21 protein-coding genes and 1 pseudogene are annotated in these 24,196 nt (G+C 42.9%); all 22 read left to right on the forward strand.

Annotated features, from left to right (window positions below):
- The first annotated feature begins 151 nt into the window (after window positions 1–151).
- On the forward strand, window positions 152–1,015 hold the full coding sequence (locus RWX26_RS02095; protein ID WP_223322377.1) for a PrsW family glutamic-type intramembrane protease: 864 nt from the start codon (window positions 152–154) through the stop codon (window positions 1,013–1,015).
- Window positions 1,012–1,878, forward strand: coding sequence for a PrsW family glutamic-type intramembrane protease (locus RWX26_RS02100; RefSeq protein WP_314578712.1), 867 nt, complete (start codon window positions 1,012–1,014; stop codon window positions 1,876–1,878). Before RWX26_RS02095 ends, RWX26_RS02100 begins: the two co-directional genes overlap by 4 nt.
- Window positions 1,850–1,939 (forward strand): annotated as a pseudogene (locus RWX26_RS02105) (SAM-dependent methyltransferase); the annotation flags it as partial. The gene RWX26_RS02100 and the pseudogene RWX26_RS02105, both read left to right, overlap by 29 nt.
- 250 nt (window positions 1,940–2,189) lie before the next feature.
- Window positions 2,190–3,974, forward strand: coding sequence for a serine hydrolase domain-containing protein (locus RWX26_RS02110; RefSeq protein ID WP_314578714.1), 1,785 nt, complete (start codon window positions 2,190–2,192; stop codon window positions 3,972–3,974).
- A 510-nt stretch (window positions 3,975–4,484) separates the two neighbouring features.
- The gene (locus RWX26_RS02115; protein ID WP_314578715.1) at window positions 4,485–9,680 is read left to right on the forward strand and encodes a SpaA isopeptide-forming pilin-related protein; all 5,196 of its coding nucleotides are present in this window, start codon (window positions 4,485–4,487) and stop codon (window positions 9,678–9,680) included.
- 163 nt (window positions 9,681–9,843) lie between these two features.
- Window positions 9,844–11,031: an NADH-dependent flavin oxidoreductase gene (locus RWX26_RS02120; protein ID WP_314578716.1), complete on the forward strand. Its 1,188-nt coding sequence runs from the start codon at window positions 9,844–9,846 to the stop codon at window positions 11,029–11,031.
- A gap of 350 nt (window positions 11,032–11,381) precedes the next feature.
- On the forward strand, window positions 11,382–11,513 hold the full coding sequence (locus RWX26_RS02125; RefSeq protein WP_314578718.1) for a hypothetical protein: 132 nt from the start codon (window positions 11,382–11,384) through the stop codon (window positions 11,511–11,513).
- A gap of 177 nt (window positions 11,514–11,690) precedes the next feature.
- Complete coding sequence (locus tag RWX26_RS02130; protein ID WP_002894797.1) at window positions 11,691–12,452, forward strand: ABC transporter ATP-binding protein; 762 nt, start codon at window positions 11,691–11,693, stop codon at window positions 12,450–12,452.
- The gene (locus RWX26_RS02135) at window positions 12,452–14,446 is read left to right on the forward strand and encodes an ABC transporter permease (RefSeq protein WP_314578720.1); all 1,995 of its coding nucleotides are present in this window, start codon (window positions 12,452–12,454) and stop codon (window positions 14,444–14,446) included. The genes RWX26_RS02130 and RWX26_RS02135 overlap by 1 nt, the downstream gene beginning before the upstream one ends.
- A 156-nt stretch (window positions 14,447–14,602) precedes the next feature.
- Window positions 14,603–16,003: an amino acid permease gene (locus RWX26_RS02140; protein ID WP_268701806.1), complete on the forward strand. Its 1,401-nt coding sequence runs from the start codon at window positions 14,603–14,605 to the stop codon at window positions 16,001–16,003.
- Between the two features lie 43 nt (window positions 16,004–16,046).
- Window positions 16,047–16,316, forward strand: coding sequence for a hypothetical protein (locus RWX26_RS02145; RefSeq protein WP_314578723.1), 270 nt, complete (start codon window positions 16,047–16,049; stop codon window positions 16,314–16,316).
- A 71-nt stretch (window positions 16,317–16,387) separates the two neighbouring features.
- Window positions 16,388–17,398 (forward strand): S41 family peptidase, encoded by a 1,011-nt coding sequence (locus tag RWX26_RS02150; RefSeq protein ID WP_314578725.1) that lies wholly within the window; start codon window positions 16,388–16,390, stop codon window positions 17,396–17,398.
- A gap of 63 nt (window positions 17,399–17,461) precedes the next feature.
- Complete coding sequence (locus RWX26_RS02155; protein WP_314578726.1) at window positions 17,462–17,887, forward strand: GNAT family N-acetyltransferase; 426 nt, start codon at window positions 17,462–17,464, stop codon at window positions 17,885–17,887.
- 15 nt (window positions 17,888–17,902) lie between these two features.
- Complete coding sequence (locus RWX26_RS02160; protein WP_314578728.1) at window positions 17,903–18,361, forward strand: GNAT family N-acetyltransferase; 459 nt, start codon at window positions 17,903–17,905, stop codon at window positions 18,359–18,361.
- Between the two features lie 130 nt (window positions 18,362–18,491).
- Window positions 18,492–18,728, forward strand: a complete 237-nt coding sequence (locus tag RWX26_RS02165; protein WP_002899859.1) for a DUF2829 domain-containing protein — start codon at window positions 18,492–18,494, stop codon at window positions 18,726–18,728.
- A complete protein-coding gene (locus RWX26_RS02170; protein ID WP_314578732.1) occupies window positions 18,721–19,419 on the forward strand; it encodes a 3-oxoacyl-ACP reductase in 699 nt (232 codons plus the stop codon). Before RWX26_RS02165 ends, RWX26_RS02170 begins: the two co-directional genes overlap by 8 nt.
- Before the next feature lie 309 nt (window positions 19,420–19,728).
- Complete coding sequence (locus RWX26_RS02175; RefSeq protein WP_314578735.1) at window positions 19,729–20,523, forward strand: hypothetical protein; 795 nt, start codon at window positions 19,729–19,731, stop codon at window positions 20,521–20,523.
- Window positions 20,524–20,650: 127 nt separating this feature from the next.
- Entirely contained in the window at window positions 20,651–22,030 is a 1,380-nt protein-coding gene (glmU, locus tag RWX26_RS02180) for a bifunctional UDP-N-acetylglucosamine diphosphorylase/glucosamine-1-phosphate N-acetyltransferase GlmU (RefSeq protein ID WP_314578737.1), read from the forward strand.
- Between the two features lie 8 nt (window positions 22,031–22,038).
- The gene (locus RWX26_RS02185; protein ID WP_002894822.1) at window positions 22,039–22,590 is read left to right on the forward strand and encodes an NUDIX hydrolase; all 552 of its coding nucleotides are present in this window, start codon (window positions 22,039–22,041) and stop codon (window positions 22,588–22,590) included.
- 12 nt (window positions 22,591–22,602) lie between these two features.
- Window positions 22,603–23,019 (forward strand): cell wall synthase accessory phosphoprotein MacP, encoded by a 417-nt coding sequence (gene macP, locus RWX26_RS02190; protein ID WP_268689057.1) that lies wholly within the window; start codon window positions 22,603–22,605, stop codon window positions 23,017–23,019.
- Between the two features lie 76 nt (window positions 23,020–23,095).
- Entirely contained in the window at window positions 23,096–23,788 is a 693-nt protein-coding gene (locus RWX26_RS02195; RefSeq protein WP_268689056.1) for a 5'-methylthioadenosine/adenosylhomocysteine nucleosidase, read from the forward strand.
- A 13-nt stretch (window positions 23,789–23,801) separates the two neighbouring features.
- Window positions 23,802–24,110, forward strand: a complete 309-nt coding sequence (locus tag RWX26_RS02200) for a DUF898 family protein (protein WP_002918611.1) — start codon at window positions 23,802–23,804, stop codon at window positions 24,108–24,110.
- The last annotated feature ends 86 nt before the right edge of the window (window positions 24,111–24,196 follow it).

Raw genomic sequence — 24,196 nt, forward strand, 5'->3', positions numbered from 1 at the left:
TTTTTGACGGTTGATTTTAAGAATCTGATCTACAAGCAGTCAACTACATTATTTTCAAGAGGATAAATTCGATGAATTTTAAGCAAAAAAATGATAATCATTCGTTTTCGAATAAGTCTTTTTGTAGTTTTTCTTGAAAAGGAGGCTTTTTATGAGGAAAAATATTGTCTTATTTAGCTACCTATCCTTGATTTGTCTTGGGTTAGGATTATCCATGAATCCTTACTTATCTTATAGTTTGTCTGCAAAAGATTATGGGATTGTTGGTGTAGTGAGTCTGCTTGAACTCTTCTATATTGTTCCTATTATAATATTATTGGCCTATTTGGCTCGCAAATGGCGAACACCTTCTGTTGCTCTTTGGCTAGCTTTTGTAGGTGGCTTATTTTTATCCAGTTTTTTTGCTATAGTTGGTGATGAGAGCATTTTTGCTTGGTTAAAGTCAACTTTTCCTAGCCACTCATTCTTTAATATCTTTAAAGATTCTTTAGTAGCCCCATTTATTGAGGAGCCAGTCAAGTTATTAGCTGTTGTTTGGGCAATATATTTTATGCCTGTGAAAAATATAAAATCTATACTGTTGCTAGGCTATGCGGCAGGGACAGGATTCGAGATTAGGGAGCAGTTCACTTTTATTGCTAAAAATTTAGATAAAGGATTGGCTTATTCCATTTCTCAGGCTCTGGGGAGAATTTTCGCAGCTTTGACTTCTCACGGGCTTTATACAACTTTAACGGCTTTTGGCTTAATACTCATGCTACTTTATTATAAGAAGAATCAATCAGTATTTTATAAAGGAATATTTTGTTTCATTTTGCCTTTTGTTTTGCATTTTCTATGGAATTTACCAAACGGTCACTTATCCTTCAGTCCCCTTATGATTGCTTTTGAAGTTTCTTTCAGTTTAGTTGTTCTTTACGAAGCTTTTCATTTTGCCAAAAAATTTGATCGAAAACAAGACTTAAACATTGGTAACAACCATTTCCTTGATTTCAGAATGGGGGTAAAGGAATGAAGAAAAGACTTATTCTTTTTATTTACTTTTTTCTAGTGATACTTGGACTAGGAGTCGTTACAGAACCTTATATCTCCTATAGTTTGTCAGGTACTGATTATGGGATAGTGGGAGTAGCTAGTTTATTAGAAATTTTCTATATTGTTCCAGTCTTTCTTTTGCTCTTTCTTTTGGCTAAAAAATGGCAGACCCCCTTGGCAGCTATTTTATTAGCACTGATAGGCGGACTTTTCCTGTCGAAGTTTCTATCTAGTACGGCTGATAGGGGACTGACTTATTTATTAGAAAGTAACTTTCCTAAGACTTCCTGGGTGAATATCATTCAGGACTCTGTTGTTGCTCCGCCTATTGAGGAGCCTGCCAAACTTCTAGCAGTAGTCTTCGCCTATTACTTTGTTCCAGTAAAAAATCTAAAATCAATATTGCTGCTGGGCTATGCTGCGGGTACAGGATTTGAAATTCAAGAACAATTTGTTTGGATTGCTAATAATGTAGACCGTGGTTTGGCTGATTCTCTATCACAAGTCATAAGCCGTTTAGTTCCGGCTTTTATGTCTCACGGGCTATATACATCTTTGCTTACTTTCGGTCTTGCACTGATATTATACTATCATAAGAAGAATCAATCTGTATTTGCTTATGGCCTATTTTGTGTTATGCTGCCTTTTGTTTTACATTTCTTGTGGAATCTGCCAGCGAATCAGACTTATTGGGGTCGGATAATTCTAGCTTTTGAGCTTGCTTTTAGTCTTTTAGTCCTCTATAAAGCCTATGGTTTAGCAAAAGATATAGATAGGCAGTCAGGTGAATTACAATTGAAAAATTCTCATCTTTTTAGAGGCCGTTATACCGGCAGGGGTTAGGGATAAGGAGTTAAAACTCCTTTGGGATGGGAAATTTTATACCCTGACGTTTAGGAAATAAATAATTAGAACCGGATTTTGTTTCCGGTTTTTTTGATTCTGAATAAAAGAAACATTCGGCACAGTTTAATTGTTAGAAAAATATTCCTTCATGCTAAGTGACAAAAATGTAAGTTTAAAAGCTGAAATGAAAGGTTAGGTTATGGAAAGCCTATCTTCTTTTTTGCATAATAGGGGGTGCCCTTTTGATTTTCTCCAAATAGAGAAATGATTTTAGGGCTAATATCATACTTTTTAGAAAGGAATATTGTATGAAAAAAATAACTGCGATTTTTCTGTTACTGTTGACAAGCTGGGGCATATTTCAACCGGCTACTATCTTGGCTGAGGAGCAGAATCTGCCATCTGGCACAGAGCGCAATCAAATCAGCCAGAAAATAGAGGACTTTGTCAAAGCACATGAAGATACCACAGCTGGTATGTCAACAGCTGTTTTTGATAAGGACGGAAACATTTATCAGGGAAATTTTGGTTATATGGATAAGGAGAAGGGAATAAAGGTTGATAATGATAGCGTCTTTGAGTGGGGTTCGACCGGTAAACTAACAATCTGGGTATCGATTATGCAACTTTGGGAAGAGGGCAAGATTGATTTGGAAGCAGACATCCAAACCTATCTGCCAGAGGGATTCCTCAAGACACTGCGCTACGACAAGCCCATCACTATGCTCCACCTCATGAATCATCAGGCAGGTTTTAGCGAGTCAACTCATGGAGTTAGGGAAGATAAAGGCTTATCCATTGAGGAGATTCTATCAAAAAATCAGCCTGAGCAATCCTATGAGCCAGGTACCATGACGGCATATTCTAATTTTAGTGCAGGTTTAGCTGCTTATATTGTTGAGCGAGTATCTGGTCAGGATTTTTCGGCCTATGTCCATGAGCATATTTTCCAACCATTGGGTATGATGGATACTGCTCTATCATCCGACTTTAAAGAAAATTCTAAGGTTTATCAGAAACGGCTAGAAGAAGTTTCGTACAATGCGGATGGACAGACATCGTTGGGAACAGCCTATTCTTATCTAGGTCTCTATCCGACGGGACAGGCAGTCTCTACTATGGCGGATTTCCAGAAGTTTGCCATGGCTCTTTTGAAAAAAGAAAAGCTCCTTCAGCGGCCTGAGACTTGGGAGACCCTTTACACAGCGACTTCAGTCTATCCAGGAACAGATACACCACTCAATATGCATGGTTTTTGGACTCAAGAGTATAGCACGACGGTCGTGGGTCATAGTGGTAATTCGATAGGTTATTCTTCCCAACTTCTTCTGGATTTAAAAAACGGGATAGGCATGGTTATTATGACTAATCAAGATCATGAGCAAGTGTATAACTATGATATGCCAACACTAGTTTTTGGTGCTAAGAAAGAGACGGATGCAGCGACTTTTGATACATTTCAGGCTGGGTATTACAGACCGGCACGGTATTTTGCTTCAGGTCCTCTCTCCATTACCAAAGCTCTATCCTATACCCAATTTACGGAGAAATCTGCGGAGAACCCGCTTTTGGCACAGAAATATGCGGTTATCAGTCATCAAGGGGAAACAGAAAAAGTGACAACGGCCTACGCAGACACTTTCAAGGTGGAGGATACAGATGTGCTGCAAGAGCAGGTAATACTGATTTTGGCGGTAATTGCAGTTGTTTATAGTCTGCTTCAACTCTTATTTTGTAGTGTTCTAGATTTCTTCCGTTTAATATTCAGGAAAGAACGGTCTAAAACTCCAAAACGACTCCGGCTTTGGACCTATCTAACCTCCTTGGCTGCTTTGGCTTTTGGTGTGAATTTCGCTCTTTTCTTCAGCGCAATAGCTGTCAATGATGTGAGTTTTTTGGCTAGCTGGCGTTTTATGGTCTTTGCTGGTCTAGGTTTAGTCTTGGCAGGCTGTGCAGTTTATCCACTCCTGACAAAGGCTAGAAAAGGATTGAGCAAAGGCCGTCTCTTCCTGATAGCCTTGACCAGTCTATCTGCTATGACCATCGTGGTCAACATTCTTTACTGGTCACTTTATCAATGGTGGTGGATATAAGAATTTATATTCTTGAAAATCCTTTCCTGAATAAGGATAGAATATTTCCATGAGTATGTCCAAGGAGTTTGAACTTTTGTTTTAGGATCCTTGATTTCTAACTATCTATCGAAGGGCCTGCTAAACTTCTAGTAGATTTCGCCTATTACATTATTCCAGTAAGAATCTAACATTAATATTACTGATGGGTTATGCTGCGGGTACAGGATTTGAAATTCAAGAACGATTTGTTTGGATTGCCGATAATGAGAACCGTAGTCTGGATGATTCTCTATCACTAGTCATCAGACAATTAGTTCCACCTTTTCTAAATGACAAAAAGGTTAATAAATGTTAAAAAAATCTCCTTTTGTGTATAGCCATTTTTCTTATAGTATGATAAAATGTAGATGTAATGTATCTATAAATGTTCGCTTTTTAAAAAGTGGGCACTGACAAGATGGGGAAGCTCAGTTAGTATACAATTACATTGTACATTTAAAACTGAATATTGTGAGAAAGGAAAATTGCATGAACAAAAGGATTAGAGCATTGCTCCACCTTATTATTCTTTTTTTAGGAGTAATTCTACCATCTTTGGCTCCACTGACTCAGGTGCAAGCAGCTGAGATTGGTAATGCTATCACGGAGATGAGTCTGAAGAATTCTTCAGGTGGTGATTTGACGCAGGGGGTTGATATTTGGGAAACTTTTCGAGTTTACGCAAAGTTTGTCTTACCGGATAACCAAGTACATCAAGGTGATACGACAACAATCACCTTGCCTTCTGAGTATGCTTTTGGGAACTCTTCAGCTATTGAACTTAAGGACAGCTCGGATAACGTAGTGGCAAATGGATTTTTGGATTCAACCAACAAGACCATTACTTTGACCTATACAAATTATGTTGAGCAAAAGTCTGGTGTCCAAGGAGAATTCTTCTTCTATGCACGAGTTGACCATGATGTTGTGAGACAAGAAGGTGACTTGAATGGTGGATTTACCGTAGGAGGTCGGATGTTGTATCCGGGAATCGTCCATTATAATGGACCGCCCAAAAGATATGACTCAAAAATTGAAAAGAGCTCTTATCAGGCAGCAGAAGACGGTAAGAATGAAGTTCATTATAATATTGCGATTAACCGCAATATGGAGCATTATACCGATGTAACGATAACTGACAAGATTACCTCGCCTAATTTTAAAATCATGAGAGACTCAATTCGGGTCTATAAAATTGCTTGGCGTTGGAATAATGGAGATTGGGTGCGGGATTCAACAGAAGACGTGACAGCTAATTTCCAATCAAAAATCACGGAGAATGCCGCTGGTGATGGATTCACGATTGATCTTGGCGACATGGATGGTTTCGGGTATTTGCTGGACTATAAGACAAAAGCAGATTACGATCTTGTTGATGGTGAGCGCGTTTCCAACAGTGCTACCATGACCTATAATGGTGGTCAAACAACGACATCATCTGAAAATCGTTCTTATCAGATTGCTGGCGGTGTTGGAGAAGGCTATGTTTTCACCATTAAGCTCCATAAGGTGAATGAAAATGGTGAGAATCTGCAAGGTGCTGAATTTGAAGTTGTTCGTGATCGGAGCGGTGCAGTTGTCGGAAAATTAACCACAGATTCTAACGGGAATGCCAACTTGGGTGACTTGTTGCGTGATGATTATACCATCCGTGAAGTGACTCCTCCTACAGGATATGATAAATTAACTGAGGAAATTAAGATTGGTTCCCAGGATTTTGGAACAGACAAATCTGTATCGCGCGAGATCGTCAATAAGAAGACGGTAACCGAGCAGGATGTGACTTTCAAAAAAGTAGATCCAAATGGGAAAGAAATTCCAGGTGCGGAACTGAAAATCTATAAAGGTGATCATGTTGATCAGGAAGAAGCTCCTGTGGCAGACTGGACTTCAGAAGAAAATACTTCTAAAGTGATAAAACTGTCTCCAGGAACCTATACACTGACTGAAGCTAATGCTCCTGCTGGTTATCAATATGTAGAAGATATCACATTTACTGTCGGTGCTAATGGTACTGTTACTCTTGTGAAAAAAGGAGCAGAAGATACCGTTCAAGCAGCGGGTTCAATTCTGACGATTACCGACAAGGAGGACAATAGTCCTAAAGCCATTACCTTCAGCAAGGTTAACCTAGGCGGTACTGAAATTGCTGGTGCTCAAATTAAGATTTTCAAAGGCAACAAGGCTCAGGGTCAAGCTCTTGAAAGCTGGACTTCCGAAGCTAATCAGTCTAAAGAAATCAATTTGGAGCCTGGTACTTACACCTTCCATGAGGAAGCGGCTCCAACTGGTTACCTCAAAGTAACTGACATCACTTTCCAAGTCAAACATGACGGTACGGTGGAAGTGACCAATGTCGGAGAAAAAGACTCCAAAGGTGAAAACAACAAGGTTGTGACTGACGGAGCAACTTTGAAGGTAACAGACAAGGATGACGACTCAGAACGTGATGTGACTATCAAAAAAGTAGATCCAAACGGGAAGGAGATTCCTGGTGCGGAACTGAAACTCTACAAAGGCAGTCGGATTCGTCCTGAAGCTAAACCTCTTGCAGAGTGGACATCCGAAGCAAACGCATCTAAAGTAGTAAAATTAGCTCCAGGGACATATTCTCTGAAAGAAAGTCATGCTCCTGCTGGGTTTGTAGCTGTAGAAGATATTAAATTCACAGTTCATTCCGATGGTACCATTACAGTTGATGCTAAAGGAGCAACAGATTCTGTTGAAGCAAATGGCTTGGTTCTTACTGTAACCGATAAAGAGGACAATAGTCTGAAAGCCATTACTTTCAGTAAGGTCAACCTCGGCGGTACTGAAATCGCAGGTGCTGAGATCAAGATTTACAAGGGCGAGAAAGCAGAAGGTCAAGCAGTCGAAAGCTGGACATCCGAAGCTGGCAAGTCTAAGGACATTAACTTAGCACCTGGCACTTACACTTTCCATGAGGAGGCAGCCCCAATCGGTTACCTCAAAGTAACCGATATCACATTCCAAGTCAAACATGACAGCACAGTGGAAGTGACCAATGTCGGAGAGAAAGACGCTAAGGGTGAAGAGAACAAGGTCGTAACTAACGGCTCAACTGTTACAGTAACCGATAAGGATGATGACCTTCCGCGTAAGGTGACCTTCAGTAAAGTCAACCTTGGCGGAACTGAAATTGCTGGTGCTCAAATCAAGATTTACAAGGGCGAGAAAGCCGAAGGAAACGCAGTAGAAAGCTGGACTTCCGAAGCTGGTAAGTCTAAGGATATCAACTTAGCACCTGGCACCTACACCTTCCATGAGGAAGCGGCTCCAACCGGCTACCTCAAAGTGACCGACATCACTTTCAAAGTTAACCATGACGGCACAGTGGAAGTGACCAATGTTGGCGAGAAGGACGCTAAGGGTGAAGCTAACACCGTTGCAACTAACGGTTCAACTCTGACTGTAACGGATAAAGACGATGACCTACCGCGTAAGGTGACTTTCAGTAAGGTCAACCTAGGCGGTACAGAAATCGCAGGTGCGGAGATCAAGATCTTCAAAGGCGATAAAGCAGAAGGCACAGCTGTAGAAAGCTGGACATCTGAAGCTGGCAAGTCTAAGGATATCAATTTGACTCCAGGCACTTACACCTTCCATGAGGAAGTAGCGCCAACCGGTTACCTTAAAGTAACAGATATCACTTTCCAAGTGAAAACGGATGGAACAGTAGAAGTAACCAATGTCGGTGAAAAGGACTCTAAGGGTGAAGACAACAAGATTGTGACCGCTGGTTCTAAAGTGACCGTAACGGATAAAGACGACGACAGTCCTAAAGCCATTACTTTCAGTAAGGTCGACCTAGGCGGTACAGAAATCGCCGGTGCTCAGATTAAGATTTACAAGGGCGATAAAGCAGAAGGCACAGCAGTCGAAAGCTGGACATCCGAAGCTGGTAAGTCTAAGGACATCAACTTAGTACCTGGCACTTATACCTTCCATGAGGAAGCGGCTCCAACGGGTTACCTCAAAGTAACCGACATCACTTTCCAAGTGAAGCATGACGGCACAGTGGAAGTGATCAATGTCGGTGAGAAAGACGCTAAGGGTGAATCTAACACCGTTGCGACCAATGGTTCAACTGTTACGGTGACTGACAAAGATGATGACCTACCGCGTAAGATTACCTTTAGTAAGGTTAACCTAGGCGGAACTGAAATCGCAGGAGCTCAAATCAAGATTTTTAAGGGCGACAAGGCAGAAGGTCAAGCAGTCGAAAGCTGGACATCTGAAGCTAATCAGTCTAAGGACATCAACTTGACTCCGGGAACTTATACCTTCCATGAGGAAGCAGCTCCAACCGGTTACCTCAAAGTAACGGACATCACATTCCAAGTCAAGCATGACGGCACAGTAGAAGTGACAAATGTTGGTGAGAAAGACTCCAAGGGTGAAGAGAACAAGGTCGTAACCAACGGCTCAACTGTTACAGTAACGGATAAAGACGATGACCTACCGCGTAAGATTACCTTCAGTAAAGTCAACCTAGGCGGAACAGAAATCGCTGGTGCAGAGATCAAGATCTACAAAGGCGAAAAAGCCGAAGGTCAAGCCGTCGAAAGTTGGACATCTGAAGCTGGCAAGTCTAAGGACATCAACTTAGCACCTGGCACTTATACCTTCCATGAAGAAGCAGCTCCAACCGGTTACCTCAAAGTGACCGATATCACTTTCCAAGTCAAACATGACGGCACAGTGGAAGTGACGAACGTTGGCGAGAAAGATGCTAAGGGTGAAGAAAACAAGGTTGTAACCGATGGTTCTAAAGTTACAGTAACGGATAAAGACGATGATCTTCCACGTAAGGTAACCTTCAGTAAAGTCAATCTAGGCGGTACTGAGATTGCCGGTGCTGAAATCAAGATTTACAAGGGCAACAAGGCAGAAGGCACAGCAGTCGAAAGCTGGACTTCTGAAGCTGGTAAGTCTAAGGATATCAACTTGGCGCCTGGCACTTACACCTTCCATGAGGAAGCGGCTCCAACGGGTTACCTCAAAGTAACGGACATCACATTCCAAGTCAAACATGATGGAACGGTGGAAGTGACCAATGTCGGAGAGAAAGACTCCAAGGGTGAAGAGAACAAGGTCGTAACCAACGGCTCAACAGTGACTATTACCGACAAGGACGATGATCTTCCACGTAAGGTGACATTTAGTAAGGTCAACCTTGGCGGTACTGAAATTGCTGGTGCAGAGATTCAAATTTTCCAAGGCAAAGAGGCAACTGGCAATCCTGTAGCGAAATGGACTTCAGAAGCAAATACATCGCATGAGCTTGGATTAGCTCCTGGAGTATATACCTTCCATGAAGCTGCAGCCCCAACCGGTTACCTAGCTGTTACCGACATTGTGTTCCAAGTGAATCTCGATGGCACAGTAACAGTTGTAAATGCTGATGGAAATACAGTTGAATACAAGGATGGGACGTTAGTCGTAACTGACCAAACGAAACCGATTGGCCCAGACAAGGATCCGTCTAAAAAAACAGATGAACCAGATCCGAAAAAATCAAATCAAGATAAACCTGGAGATAAGGGGAACTCGAAGAAAGTTCTGCCTTTCACAGGTACAGAAATCAGCTTTACGCTACTTGCTATAGGCTTGATTATCATAGTTGGTTGTGGGGTTTATTTCGGAATCCGTTTCAAAAAATAAAACAGAAAACAAGTGTCAATGAACATTGACGCTTGTTTTTTTATGCAGGTGACCATCCTTTTCTTACCGGATACCTGATGGTTAATACCACTTACTGAAAAGCCCTTGTTTTTGCCTCTGAATCTTCTATAATAGTTGTCAAATAAGAAAGGAGATTTTTACTATGTCTAAACAAATTGTAGACCCGATTCAATTGCGTCACGGTGCCAAATTAACCAACCGTTTGGTGCTTTCCCCTATGTATACTTTCAGTGGCTTAGAAGGAGGATTTGTGTCTGATGATACTTTGCGATACTACGGAGCACGCTCTCAGGCAGCCAGTCTTTTGATTACTGAATTTCATTATGTCAGTCCATCAGGAGGGCCTTGTTACCAGACTGGCTATCCAGTTCAATTAGGTATTTACTCTGATGACCACATCGAAGGGGAGAGAAAATTAGCTGCTGCCCTTCAAAAAGATGGCAATAAAGCGATTTTGCAGCTTCATCATGGTGGGATAGCAGCTTCAGGCCGTGCTTTGAAGGGTGAGGAAGTATTGGCTCCCAGTGCCTTAGATTTTTCTTTCCTGCCATATCCAGTGAGAGAAATGACTGATGAAGAAATCCTTGAAATTATCAAGGATTTTGGTCGGGCAGTCAAACGTGCAGTTCAAGCTGGTTTTTCAGGAGTAGAAATCCATGGTGCCAACCACTATCTGCTGCAGCAATTCTTTTCTAGCACATCCAATGTTCGTCAGGACAGATGGGGCGGAACTTTGGAAAAACGTATGGCCTTTCCTTTGGCAGTAGTCGAGGAAGTGAAGCGTGCTGCGGCCAAGTACGCGCCGGAAGATTTTATTATTGGCTATCGAATTAGTCCAGATGAAATCCATGAAGATCAAGTGGGCTATACTTATGAAGAAGCCAAGCTTTTGGTCAAGGAGCTGGTCAAGCACGAACTAGACTACATCCATTTGTCGCTTTTGGCTGGCTATGATTCAAAACCTGCAGGATCAGACAAGAGCTATGCAGATCATTTTAAGGAAGTGATGGATGAGCAAACCAAACTGATTACAATCGGTGGTGTCTTTAGTCAGGAAGATGCAGAAGCTGCTATTGAGGATACGACTGCTGATTTAGTTGCAATCGGCCGTGGTACCTTGATTGACCCGCTGTTTGGCTATAAAGTACAGACGGGACGAGGAGCAGAAATTGTCCATGAGATTAGCCCTGAGCAGTTGAAAAATTCTCAATTGACACCAGGCTTGCTTGAAGTGTTCAGCCGTAAGGACTCTGGCGGGCTGCCTCCTCTCCCTGGTCATGACACTATTATCCACCTTCATACTGGTAAATTTGGGGATGAAGGGCAGTAAGAATAGCCTAAGCCTATTCAAGATAGTATTGACAGAAGCCTGAACCTCCTCTGGGAAGAAAACTACTATATCTTTAAATTGAGGAAATATATCATGAAAACCGGAAACAAATTCCGGTTTTTTATTCTTGACGAAAGAAGCCAATATACATCGTTGAATTTATGGCTATTGACGCAGTTTAAGAGCAATCGAAAACTATTTTTCTAAGTGACAAAAATGTAAGTTTAAAGTCTAAAATGAAAGGTTATCTTATGGCATCTAGCCTGGGAATTCGGTATCCTATAAGTGTAAAGAAAAAGAAGATAACTATCTTCCAAATTAATAATCAGATTTCAAGAAGGAGGCCCGCTATGAAAATCAATCTTTATAACCATCGCCAAAGTAAACCTAAAGCTCAAAAGATTTCCAAGGAAGAAATCGAGAAGACTAGCCTAGGCTGTGCTTCCAGTCAGTATTATTTCTGGCTGCAGTACAGTCACTGAGAGATTCCGTTATTCAAAGGTAAGAGAAAGGTCAGTTGACTTTTCTCTGATCCGACTTGGAGCACAAGATGACAAAAATGTAAGATTGGCAGGCAAAATGAAAGATTAGGTTATGGAAACTTGTCTGTCTTTCCGGTATGATAGTAGTATCAAGTTAAATAAAGAAGAGGTTCGAGTATGACATTATTAGACGTACAACATGTGAAAAAAATTTATAAAACCCGCTTTCAGGGCAGCCAAGTAGAGGCACTGAAAGACATTCACTTTACGGTAGAAAAAGGCGAGTATGTCGCCATCATGGGGGAGTCGGGCTCCGGGAAATCCACCCTGCTCAACATCCTAGCCATGCTGGACAAGCCGACTGAGGGCCGCGTCTTTCTCAACGGAACTGACACAGCAACCATCAAAAACAGCCAGGCTTCCAGCTTCCGCCGAGAGAAATTAGGCTTTGTCTTTCAGGACTTTAATCTGTTGGACACCCTATCAGTCAAGGATAATATTCTCCTGCCACTGGTCCTATCTCGCCGTCCCATTACCGAGATGATGCAAAAGCTGGTTACGACCTGCAATGAGCTGGGGATTAACAAGCTGCAAGAGAAGTTTCCTTATGAGATTTCCGGTGGTCAAAAGCAGCGGGTTGCAGTGGCTCGGGCCATCATCACAGACCCTGAGATTCTGCTGGCGGACGAGCCGACGGGAGCCTTGGATTCCAAGTCTTCAGCAGCCCTGCTAGATGTTTTTGACGACATCAATGCCCGCGGTCAAACCATTCTCATGGTAACCCACTCAACGGCAGCAGCTAGCCGCGCCAAGCGGGTGCTCTTTATCAAGGATGGGATTCTTTATAATCAAATCTTCCGAGGAGACAAGACCGAGCGGCAGATGTTCCAAGAGATTTCCGATACTCTGACAGTTATGGCAAGTGAGGTGAAAGACTAGTGTTTCGATTAGCAGCAAAATTGGCGGTATCCAATCTGATTAAGAACCGCCGTCTCTATTATCCTTTTGCACTGGCTACCTGTGTGGCTGTAGCCATTTCTTATATTTTCAACTCCCTGGCTTTTAATCCCAATCTATCCAAAATGACAGGTGCCAGCTCTGTTATCCTCGTTTTGGTTCTAGGGGTTGTTATTGTGAACATCACAGCTGGAATTATTGTCTTTTATGCCAATCAATTTGTCATGAAGAATCGCTCCAAGGAGCTGGGGCTTTATGGTATGCTAGGTCTTAATAAACGCCATCTCTTTGTTATGACCTTTATTGAGCTTCTGATTTTCGGGTTAGTGGCTGTAAGCTTGGGGCTGACTATTGGTGTTCTCTTTGACCAGCTGATTTATGCCTTTTTGCTCAAGCTCATGGGTACCAAGGTGGTTCTGGTTTCGACTTTCCAGCTACCGGTCTTGATTCTTGTTTTTATTTTCTATGGCTTTATTTTTGCAGGCTTGGTCTTTGTTAATGGTTGGCGAATTCTGCGTTTTGATTCTCTGAAGATGGCTAAGGAAAAGGCCAGCGGAGAGAAGAAGAGCCGATTTTTACTGCCACAGACCTTTATTGGTCTGGCAGCTCTGCTCTACGGCTACTATCTGGCTCAGACCGTGCGTAATCCTATGGAAGCAATCTTCATCTTTTTTGGAGCAGTCCTCTTGGTCATTTTAGGAACCTACCTGCTCTTTAACGCTGGTATTACAGTCTTTTTGCAGCTTCTGCAAAAGAACAAAAAGTATTACTACCAGCCCAATAATATGATTTCCGTCTCAAATCTTATTTACCGGATGAAGAAAAATGCAGTGGGGCTGGCTACTATTTCCATCCTATCGACAATGGTTCTAGTGACCTTCTCTGCCGGTATGAACATCTATTCTGGCGCGGAATTTATGCAGAAACTTATGTTTCCGCATGATTTCTCTATCAATGGCGGTGTGAATGCAAAAAAAGAACAGCTGGATCAGGTCTTGACAGAGTTTGTAGCAGAGAATCAGCTGAAGGTCAAGCAACAGGAGACCTATCAGTTTTATTCAATGGGTGTCAAGAAAAAAGAGGGTAACAGCCTAGATATTTATCCTAAGGGACAATGGACTGTGTCACCCAATACCTATATCTTGATGTTTTCCAGCGAGGATTACGAAAAGCTGACAGGAAAGGATCTGTCTTTGCAGGAAAATGAGATTGCTGTCTTTAACAAGGGAGTGGATCTGGATTATAAGCAGCCTCTGCAGCTGGCTGGCCAAAACTTGACGATCAAGAAAGTCCTGTCTGAAGATTTTATCTTTCACAAGATTCCAGATGAGTATAATATCATCATTCCTAAAGGGCTGTATCTAGTAGCCAAGGATCCTAGTCAACTCTTAGCTCATCAGATGGAGCAGCAAGCTATTAATCCTGTACTCTATGGTAGTCTGGATATTGAAGCTTCAGAAGATGAAAAGGCTAAGCTGGATACAATCTATCAAAAGAAAATGGCGGACTACAACCAGTCCCTGCCAGAAGGTGCCGGAGGTGTCCACGGTCAGACTGGTGTGATTGGCATACTTGAGATTAAGGGTATGCTGGGTGGTGTCTTCTTTATAGGGATTTTCCTCTCTATTGTCTTCATGATGGGAACAGTGCTGGTTATCTACTACAAGCAAATTTCCGAAGGTTACGAAGACCGTGACCGCTTCATCATCCTGCAGAAAGTCGGCTTAGACGAGCAGCAGACTAGAAAGACCATTCGTAAACAAGTACAGACTGTCTTCTTCCTGCCCCTAATATTTGCCTTCCTTCATTTGGCTTTTGCCTATCACATGCTCAGTCTCATTTTACAGATGTTGGGCGTACTCAACGCAAGTCTTATGTTAGTGGTGACTCTCGGCGTCTGCGCTCTGTTTATTGCAGTATATGTTGGTGTCTTTCTCATTACTTCTCGCAGCTATCGTAAAATTGTGGCTATGTGATAGCAGAGACAGGCTTCATATACCTTTCATCTATGTTAAAAACCTAGGCTGAGATTTCTCTCAGCCTTTCTTTTCGGTATTTTTCTGAGAAAGATTCCTAAAAGCGTGGAAATATGATAAAATAGGACGTTAATGCAATTAGGAGAGTAGAAATAGATGAATATATTTAGAAAAAAAGATGCCAGCAAGGATAGAACGGGCATGCGCCGTCATTTAAAAATTCCAGATCTGATTTTGCTTGGTATTGGAGCAATGGTGGGAACTGGGATTTTTACCATCACAGGGACCGGAGCGGCCAAATATGCTGGGCCTGCTCTGACCGTTTCGATTGTCATTTCAGCCCTTTGTGTGAGTATTTCGGCACTTTTTTACGCTGAGTTTGCCTCACGGATTCCGGCCAATGGCGGAGCCTACAGTTATATTTATGCGGTTCTGGGGGAATTTCCTGCTTGGCTGGCTGGTTGGCTGACCATCATGGAGTTCATGACGGCTATTTCAGGTGTTGCCTCTGGCTGGGGCTCTTATCTGAAAGGATTGCTGAGCGGCTTTGGTATCCAGCTGCCAGCAGCTCTGAATGGTACTTTCAATCCAAAAGCAGGTACTTACGTGGACTTGCTGCCTATTCTAGTCTTGGTCTTTGTTACAGGGGTTGTCCTTTTGAACTCAAAGGCAGCCCTGCGCTTCAACTCAGCCTTGGTGGTTTTGAAATTCTCAGCCTTGGCACTCTTTATCATTGCAGGATTTTTCTTCATCAAGCCAGAAAATTGGTCTAACTTTGCACCTTTTGGCTTCGGAGAAATTTATGGCGGCAAGGTCGGTATCATGGCCGGGGCTTCACTCATGTTCTTTGCTTTTCTAGGCTTTGAGTCTATTTCCATGGCAGTTGATGAAATCAAAGAGCCCCAAAAGAATGTTCCGCGCGGGATCGTTTTGTCCTTGAGCATTGTGACCATTCTCTATATTTTGGTGACCTTGGTCTTGACTGGGATTGTCCACTATAGCAAGCTGGATGTCTCAGATGCGGTGGCCTTTGCCCTGCGCAGCGTCGGACTTGGATGGGCAGCTAACTATATCTCTGTCGTCGCTATTTTGACACTGATTACAGTCTGCATCTCCATGACCTACGCCCTGTCGCGGATGATTTACAGTATTGCGCGTGATGGTCTTTTGCCTCGTTCTTTCAAGAAATTGACAGAGACCAGTCGGGTGCCAAAGAATGCAACGATTTTAGTAGGGATTGCCTCAGCTGTCTGTGCTGGTATCTTCCCCTTGGCTAGCATCGCCTCTTTCCTCAATATCTGCACCTTGGCCTATCTGATTTTATTAGCTGTGGCAGTCTTGAAATTGCGGAAAGATAAAGGAATGCCCAAAGCTGGAGAATTCAAAACACCTCTAGTACCTCTGACGCCAATCTTGTCCATTGTCATCTGTCTATCCTTTATGACTCAGTACACCAAGGAAACCTGGCAGGCCTTTGGAATTGCCCTAGCGCTGGGAAGTCTCATCTATGCCTTCTATGGCTATCGAAACTCAGAAATATCTGTAAAAGAGAAGTAGGGATAGAGTATTGCTATTAAAAAGAAAGTAAAAGTAGAAAACAATGAAGGACCTTAACCTAAGCCAAAAGAAGAAAATCTGGCTCTTTGCCCTTGCTTTTATCGCCCTAATTTTACTGGCGATTGTGATCAATATTCAGCTGAACCAGCCCGAAGATATGCATGCTGAGTATGTTCGGCTTTGGAAGACAACTTGGCATGAGAAAAATAAAGACTGGCTCTATCCACTGAAAAATATCTGTCTTGTTATTCTGGCAGTTCTGGCTGGGTCTGGTTTGATGATTGCATTCTCTAAGAGTGAGAGATGGAAATAGGCTTCTGTAGATTTAAATGAAATCATCTTACAAAAATGTAAGATTAACGATAATAAATGTAAGGTAGAGACATGGAAAACGTGTCTCTATTTTGCTATAATCAGCTCAGGAATCCTCACAAGAAAGGTTGTGCAATTATGAAAAAAGTCCTTTTAGGTTGCTTGGGAACAGTACTGGTTTTGCTTGCTCTTTTAATAGGTTTTCTGGCCTACTTTGGTCCAGACTATGGAATTTTTCTTTTTCCACCAAGTCCGCAGGACTATGCTCGCTCGGTTGTAAAAAAGCTTGATTTCGGTCTTTATACGGGCAAAGACTGGGAAAATGAGAAAAAGAAAGCCTTAGAGAAGCTTGAATCAGCCAAGACTTATCAAGATACCTATCCCGTCTTGGAAGAATTAACCAAAGAGGCTGGCGGGAAGCATTCTTATTTTTTAAGTCCACAGGATAATCCCGAAAATAGTCCGGAAAGCAAAAATCAGCCTGAAGTGCAGAATCGGGAGGGAATTCTCTATTTAAAAGTTCCTGCTTTCACTGGTGATACACAGGCAGCGAAGGCTTATGCCAACAAGCTGTCAGCAGCTCTTAAAAAGGATGACTATCAGGCGGTTCTTGTGGATTTGAGAGACAATACTGGCGGGAATATGTATCCGATGATTGCGGGCCTGTCCTCTCTTTTGCCTGATGAAGACCTCTTCCAATTCGTTTATAAAAACGGAAGCAAGAGCACGGTTTCTCGATCAGATGTTCTTCAGCAGCTTGGTCTGGAGCAGACTGATGAGAGAGCAAAGAAAGTGCCAATAGCTATCCTTACCAATGAACGTACAGGTAGCTCAGGAGAGATGACTGTTCTAGCTTTTAAGGGATTGGAAAACGTTAAAATATTTGGTCAGCCAACGGCAAGCTATACTACGGGAAATAATTATTATCAACTGTATGATGGAGCGGTTTTGCTCTTGACTACCTCGAGTATCCTAGATCGCACGGGCAGGCTTTATGAGAATGAGTCAATCCAGCCTGATGTCCTAACAGAACAGCCTTTAGAAGAGGCGGAGTCTTGGTTGAGGGAACAGTTAGGAGAATAGTTCATTGAAAGCAGTCAAAGAGACTGCTTTTCTGCTATAATAAAGAGAAGAACGAGGTGACAAATGATTCGTAGAATAAAACTAAGTGACGCCGCAGCCATTCAGCGGCTTAATGCTGAGTGTCTGGGCTATGACTTCGATAGGGAAGCGACGGAGGCTCAACTGAAGAGGCTGCTAGAGAATGACCAGCATTTGATTTTGGTAGTTGAAGAAGACGGTCAGGTCATAGGCTACGCTCATGCTGCTAGCTACGACTGTCTCTATTTCCCGTCCTTGCTCAATCTCTTGGCTTTGGCCGTCGCTCAGGATTTTCAAGGGCAAGGACATGGCAGAGCGCTGATGCAAGCCTTGCGTGAAGAGGCAAAAGCGGTAGGATACACAGGAATTCGGATTAATTCAGGCATTTCCCGCTCATCAGCCCATGAATTTTACCACAGCCTTGGTTGCAGTGAAAAAGCAGACCAGAAACGATTTTATTGGGAATTTTAGAGAAAGGAGGAGTAGATGATGATTGAACCACTAACTCAGCAGCATGCTTTGGAAATTGCCAAGGACTGGCATTATGAGGTACCTTATGACTTTTATGACATGAAAAATGACCTGGAGGATTATGAAGAAATAGTCTCCCCAGAAGCGCGTGGGGATTGTTATTTTCAAGTCCTGAGAGAAGGGGAACTCTATGGATTTTTCTGCTTAGAGCGGAAAGGAGAGCGAATTTTGGAGCTTGGTTTGGGGATGAAGCCGGAGCACTGCGGAAAAGGTCAGGGCGCGGTATTTTTGAAGGAAATTCTGGACTTTATTATGGAAAATTTTGCGCCCGAAGTCATAAGTCTATCCGTGGCTGATTTCAATCACCGAGCCCAACAGCTTTATCTCAACATGGGCTTTGAAGTGGTGAGGCGCATCCCGCAGGAAAGCAATGGCGATATTCATCTCTTTGTGGAGATGGAGAAGAAGGTCTAATTTTAGACTTTATTGCAAAGCGTCAGATAAAATTATTGACAGTCAAGAAAAAGTCGTCAAATATACTTATGACTGCGGACGATTATCAGCTAATTTGTATATGAATATCAATAAGCAAAAGGAGAAAACCATGACATTTGAAGAAATTTTACCTGGCCTTAAGGCCAAGAAAAAATATGTGCGTACAGGTTGGGGTGGGGCAGAGAACTACGTCCAGCTCTTTGACACGATTGAGCAGAATGGGGTGGCTCTCGAAGTGACACCTTATTTCCTCATCAATGTTTCAGGAGAAGGGGAGGGCTTCTCCATGTGGAGTCCGACTCCTTGTGATGTCCTCGCGACAGATTGGGTGGAAGTAGATGACTAAGACGGTGCTGGTGACGGGAGCTAGCTCTGGCATCGGCCGAGCTCAGGCTCTGACCTTTTTGGAAAATGGCTACCGGGTTTATGGGGTGGACAAGGATGAAAATCCAGGCTTTCTCAATGAGCTTCGTTTTGTCAAGATGGATTTGACAGGTGATTTGACACCACTCTTCACTAGCTTTCCTGAGGTGGACATTCTCTGTAATACAGCAGGTATCTTGGACGATTATCGTCCCCTGCACGAGACCAGCGATGAGGACTGGGAGCAGATTTTTGCGCTTAATCTGACAGCGACTATGAAAATCACTCGCTTTTACTTGCAGAAAATGCTGGAGAAAAAGTCTGGTATCATCATTAATATGTGCTCAATTGCTAGCTTTCTGGCTGGCGGTGGCGGTGCTGCCTATACAGCCTCTAAGCATGCTCTGGCTGGCCTGACCAAGCAGATAGCCTTGGACTATGCGGATAAAAATATCCAAGTCTTTGGTCTTGCGCCAGGCGCAGTCAAGACAGCCATGACTGCCGCAGATTTTGAGCCAGGCGGATTAGCTGAATGGGTTGCTGAGGAAACGCCTATCAAGCGCTGGCTGGATCCTCAGGAAGTAGCTGATGTTAGTCTCTTTCTAGCCAGTGGCAAGGCAGCTGCTATGCAGGGTGAGATTATCAAAATCGACGGTGGTTGGAGTTTGAAGTAACCAGTCGCAACATGAAAGTAATGAAGAAAAACAAGAGCTATGACTTAAAAGATATCAATCAGGCTGTGAAATCAGAAGAGCTAGATGATGATTTCTGTTTGTATGCCAAGGAAAATGGAGAACTGAATTTTCAGGACAGCTACTTGACTTGTAGATACATTTGGCAATGACTTTGAGAGTTTGAAAAACCAATTAGCATTTCTTACGCTACAGTCTTCAAAGACCGTTTCTGAAAATGATTGAAAATAGCTCTAAAAAAGCTTATAATATAAGCTATAAAACGACAGAAGGCTTCTAGGAGGATTGATTTTGAAGAAGGTTCATTTTTTTATCATTTACGGCTGTGTCTGCTTTGTACTGATTGGCGGAACCTTTCTCTATACTTACTTTAAGCCTGGAGGAATCGCAGAAGCTCTTGAATCCCGCTTTAAGCTGTCTGCTGTAGTGGATGCATCCTTGAAAAAATTCGATCATGATAGTTTTTACATGGATCGGCTGTCTGAGTCAACCTATCTAGAGGGCTACAAAAAAAGAAAAGCCAAGACGATTAAACAGCTGACTGTTTCAGATTCACCTTATTTAGCTAAGCTTTACGAAACCTATGATGATCAAGAACTGACCCATTATTTCAGCGAAGATCGGATGTACTTGGAAGAAAAGGATGGATTTGAGACGATTGATGACACGGAGTCACGGAAACATATTGATGGCTATTCGGGCATGTCCTCCTTTAAGGTTTTGCTGCAGGTCATGGTAGATAATGAGTCAGAACTGACTAAGAAAAAAGTGGACGGGGGCTATGAGTTTTCGGTGACAGCAGAAGGTGATTTGGCCTATGACCTTATCGATGCCTTCTACTATGCTTATAACGATGAGCATTATGATACAACCATAGATATTGAGAAGTGTCAGGTTGCGTTTGTGGTGGACCCTAAGACTCGGACCATTCGCTCTATTGATATGACCATGGATTTGGACGAAGATACAGCTTTAGATGGAGAATTGATTTACTTCAAGCAGCGGGCTGTTTTCAAGGACTATGGCAAAGCAAAAGTCCAACTTCCAAAGAAAATCAAAGAAAAAGAAGCAAAATCAGCTGTTTAAAGGCTGATTTTTTTGTGCAAAAGTTTTTTTGTTGCAGATTTTTATGGGGATGACTTGATTTTAAATTTTTAAAAATTACCTTTTAGTGATATAATAAAGGTGATATCCTACAGAAAAGAGATAATTGATGACAAATTACGCGATTATTTTGGCTGCGGGTAAAGGTACTCGCATGAAGTCAGATTTACCAAAAGTGCTGCACAAGGTTGCAGGGATTTCCATGCTAGAACATGTTTTTCGCAGTGTTAATGCTATTGATCCAGAGAAGACCGTGACAGTTGTTGGCCACAAGGCAGAGCTAGTCGAGCAAGTCTTGGCAGGTCAGACAGACTTTGTCCGTCAGACTGAGCAGTTGGGAACGGGCCATGCCGTTATGATGGCAGAGCCTGTTTTGGAAAATCTGATAGGTCAGACGCTGGTTATTGCTGGTGACACTCCCCTGATTACAGGAGAAAGCCTGAAAAACCTGATTGACTTCCATATCAACCACAAGAATGTTGCGACTATCCTGACGGCAGAAGCAGATAATCCTTTCGGCTACGGCCGTATCGTTCGCAATCAGCACGACGAAGTTTTGAAAATTGTTGAGCAGAAGGATGCTTCTGACTTTGAGCAGCAAATCAAGGAAATCAATACGGGGACTTACGTCTTTGACAATGCTCGCCTCTTTGAAGCCCTCAAAAATATCAATACCAATAATGCTCAAGGCGAATACTATATCACAGATGTGATTGGTATTTTCCGCGAAAATGGTGATAAAGTCGGCGCTTATACGCTCAAAGACTTTGATGAAAGCTTGGGTGTTAATGACCGCGTGGCTTTAGCTACAGCTGAGGGTGTCATGCGCCGTCGGATTAACCAGCAGCATATGGTCAATGGTGTCAGCTTTGTCAATCCTCATGCGACCTATATCGATGTGGATGTAGAAATTGCGCCAGAAGTTCAAGTTGAAGCAAATGTGACCCTGAAAGGTCAGACCAAGATTGGGGCAGAGACTATCCTGACCAATGGTACTTATATTGTGGACTCTATCATTGGAGAGCGGGCCGTTATCACCAATTCTATGATTGAGGAGTCTAGTGTGGAAGATGGAGTGACGGTCGGGCCTTACGCTCACATTCGTCCAGGTTCTAGTCTGGCCAAGGATGTTCATGTCGGAAACTTTGTTGAAGTTAAAGGATCGTCAATCGGAGAAAATACCAAGGCTGGTCATTTGACCTATATTGGAAATTCTGAAGTCGGTGCTAATGTCAACTTTGGTGCGGGTACGATTACGGTCAACTATGACGGTCAAAAGAAGTACAAGACTGTCATTGGCGACAATGTCTTTGTTGGTTCCAACTCGACCATTATTGCCCCAGTGGAGCTGGGTGACAACTCACTGGTCGGTGCGGGTTCTACTATTACGAAAGATGTACCAGCAGATGCCATTGCTCTGGGACGTGGCCGTCAGATTAACAAGGAAGATTATGCTAAGCGACTTCCTCATCACCCTCAAAATAAGTAGGTTTAATCATGGAATTTGAAGAAAAAACCGTCCAACGGACGGAGATTTATCAGGGACCGATTTTTAAAGTGGTTCAGGACCAGGTAGAGCTGCCAGAGGGCAAGGGTCAAGCCCAACGGGATTTGATTTTTCATAATGGGGCGGTGGCTGTAATTGCTATCACCCCGGAAAATAAGATGATTTTAGTCAAGCAGTACCGCAAGGCGATTGAAGCGACTTCTTACGAGATTCCAGCTGGCAAGCTGGAGGTAGGAGAGAATGCAGATCCCCAAGCGGCGGCCCTCCGAGAATTAGAAGAAGAGACCGGCTACACAGGACAACTGGAGTTGGTCTATGATTTCTACTCTGCAATCGGTTTTTGCAATGAAAAAATCAAGCTCTACAGCGCCAGCCATTTAACAAAGGTCGAAAACCCTCGTCCCCAAGACGAGGATGAAACATTGGAACTTTTTGAAGTCAGTCTGGAGGAGGCACACCAGTTGCTGCAAAACGGTGACATTTGTGATGCCAAGACCATCATGGCCCTTCAGTACTGGGAACAAAAAAATCTGAATAAATAGGAACGTAGATCAATGGGAAAAGCTTTATTAACAGATGAAATCATTGAGCGGGCCAACCGCGGTGAGGATATTTCGGGGCCGCCTCTCATGGATGACGAGGAAACCAAGATTCTTTCAACTAGCAGAAGCTCCTTTAGCTCGCAGCAGTCTAGCCGACAGGATACTCAGTTTGGCTATCAAAGCCCTCAAAACCGCTTTGGTTATGAAGAAGCTCGGTCTCAGCAGAGTCGTTTTGGCTATCAGACTGCTCAAAACCAAGAGGAGTTTACGGATGAGACTCTGCACATTGAGGTAGACCCGACCGTGACCAAGAGCCGTCGGATTGAAAACCAAAAGCGGAGCCTCTTTCAAGCCAAACTCAATAAGATTCTCCTTTGGGTAGTTATCCTACTGATTGGTTTGATTGCAGCTATTATTTGGTGGCCTTAAAAAACTGCTCTATTGCACTTGAAAGGAAGCCTAGCCTGTCTAAGCTTCTTTTTCATCAGATGATTTGAGGTATTATATGAAAATTGGAATTATCGCAGCCATGCCCGAGGAGTTGAAGATTCTGTTGGAGCATTTAGAAAACCCGCAGAAGCACCTACGTTTGGGCCATGTCTATCATACGGGCTCTATTGGCTACCATGAAGTGGTGTTGGTCGAAAGCGGGATTGGCAAGGTTATGTCCGCTATGAGTGTGGCTGTTTTGGTCAATGACTTTAAGGTTACAGCTGTGCTTAACACAGGCTCAGCTGGAGCAGTGGCAGAAGGCCTAGCTATCGGCGATGTGGTGGTCGCAGATCGTCTGGTCTACCATGATGTGGACGTAACGGCCTTTGGCTATGACTACGGTCAGATGGCACGGCAGCCACTCTATTTTGAAGCGAGTCGCTATCTGGTATCTGAAATGAAGAAAATTTTAGACAAGACCCATCAGAAGGCCAGAGTAGGCTTGATTGCGACAGGTGACAGCTTTGTTGCTGGTCAAGACAAGATTGACCGCATTAAGCAATATTTTCCAGATGTTTTGGCTGTCGAAATGGAAGGAGCAGCTATTGCTCAAGCTACACATTCGATTGGTCTGCCCTTTATGGTTATTCGCGCCATGAGCGATACGGCAAGTCATGATGCTAATGTCACTTTTGATGAATTCATTCTTGAAGCTGGTAAACGCTCTGCAGAGACCCTGATTCAATTTCTGAAAGAGTTGGTTTAAAGGGGGAGAAAGTATGTACAAAGAGTCTTATTTTGATGGTGGTCTCTTTTCTTACATCGGTCATGTGATTTTAGCTACCTTGATTACAGTATTTACGCTGGGAATTTGTGCACCTTGGGGCATGTGTATTCTGTATAATTGGAAGATAAAACATACAGTTATTGACGGGCACCGCCTTTACTTTGACGGTACCGCTATGCAGCTTTTTGGGAATTGGATTAAGTGGTGGCTATTGACCATTGTTACCTGTGGTATTTATGGCTTTTGGCTGAAAATCAAACTGACCCAGTGGATTACCAAGCATACGCATCATGCGAATTGAGAACAAGCAGGCGAGACTTAAGTGGCTCGCTTTTCCTTTTCTTCTATCTTGCCAAAAAATCCCTTTTGATGGTATAATCAAGGAAC

The organism is uncultured Streptococcus sp. (assembly GCF_963536705.1).
In the GTDB taxonomy this organism is placed as follows: domain Bacteria; phylum Bacillota; class Bacilli; order Lactobacillales; family Streptococcaceae; genus Streptococcus.

Coding starts and splice junctions, on each gene's coding strand:
- RWX26_RS02095 (WP_223322377.1), top strand. CDS start 152: ATGAGGAAAAATATTGTCTTATTTAGCTACCTATCCTTGATTTGTCTT.
- RWX26_RS02100 (WP_314578712.1), top strand. CDS start 1,012: ATGAAGAAAAGACTTATTCTTTTTATTTACTTTTTTCTAGTGATACTT.
- RWX26_RS02110 (WP_314578714.1), top strand. CDS start 2,190: ATGAAAAAAATAACTGCGATTTTTCTGTTACTGTTGACAAGCTGGGGC.
- RWX26_RS02115 (WP_314578715.1), top strand. CDS start 4,485: ATGAACAAAAGGATTAGAGCATTGCTCCACCTTATTATTCTTTTTTTA.
- RWX26_RS02120 (WP_314578716.1), top strand. CDS start 9,844: ATGTCTAAACAAATTGTAGACCCGATTCAATTGCGTCACGGTGCCAAA.
- RWX26_RS02125 (WP_314578718.1), top strand. CDS start 11,382: ATGAAAATCAATCTTTATAACCATCGCCAAAGTAAACCTAAAGCTCAA.
- RWX26_RS02130 (WP_002894797.1), top strand. CDS start 11,691: ATGACATTATTAGACGTACAACATGTGAAAAAAATTTATAAAACCCGC.
- RWX26_RS02140 (WP_268701806.1), top strand. CDS start 14,603: ATGAATATATTTAGAAAAAAAGATGCCAGCAAGGATAGAACGGGCATG.
- RWX26_RS02145 (WP_314578723.1), top strand. CDS start 16,047: ATGAAGGACCTTAACCTAAGCCAAAAGAAGAAAATCTGGCTCTTTGCC.
- RWX26_RS02150 (WP_314578725.1), top strand. CDS start 16,388: ATGGAAAACGTGTCTCTATTTTGCTATAATCAGCTCAGGAATCCTCAC.
- RWX26_RS02155 (WP_314578726.1), top strand. CDS start 17,462: ATGATTCGTAGAATAAAACTAAGTGACGCCGCAGCCATTCAGCGGCTT.
- RWX26_RS02160 (WP_314578728.1), top strand. CDS start 17,903: ATGATGATTGAACCACTAACTCAGCAGCATGCTTTGGAAATTGCCAAG.
- RWX26_RS02165 (WP_002899859.1), top strand. CDS start 18,492: ATGACATTTGAAGAAATTTTACCTGGCCTTAAGGCCAAGAAAAAATAT.
- RWX26_RS02170 (WP_314578732.1), top strand. CDS start 18,721: ATGACTAAGACGGTGCTGGTGACGGGAGCTAGCTCTGGCATCGGCCGA.
- glmU (WP_314578737.1), top strand. CDS start 20,651: ATGACAAATTACGCGATTATTTTGGCTGCGGGTAAAGGTACTCGCATG.
- RWX26_RS02185 (WP_002894822.1), top strand. CDS start 22,039: ATGGAATTTGAAGAAAAAACCGTCCAACGGACGGAGATTTATCAGGGA.
- macP (WP_268689057.1), top strand. CDS start 22,603: ATGGGAAAAGCTTTATTAACAGATGAAATCATTGAGCGGGCCAACCGC.
- RWX26_RS02195 (WP_268689056.1), top strand. CDS start 23,096: ATGAAAATTGGAATTATCGCAGCCATGCCCGAGGAGTTGAAGATTCTG.
- RWX26_RS02200 (WP_002918611.1), top strand. CDS start 23,802: ATGTACAAAGAGTCTTATTTTGATGGTGGTCTCTTTTCTTACATCGGT.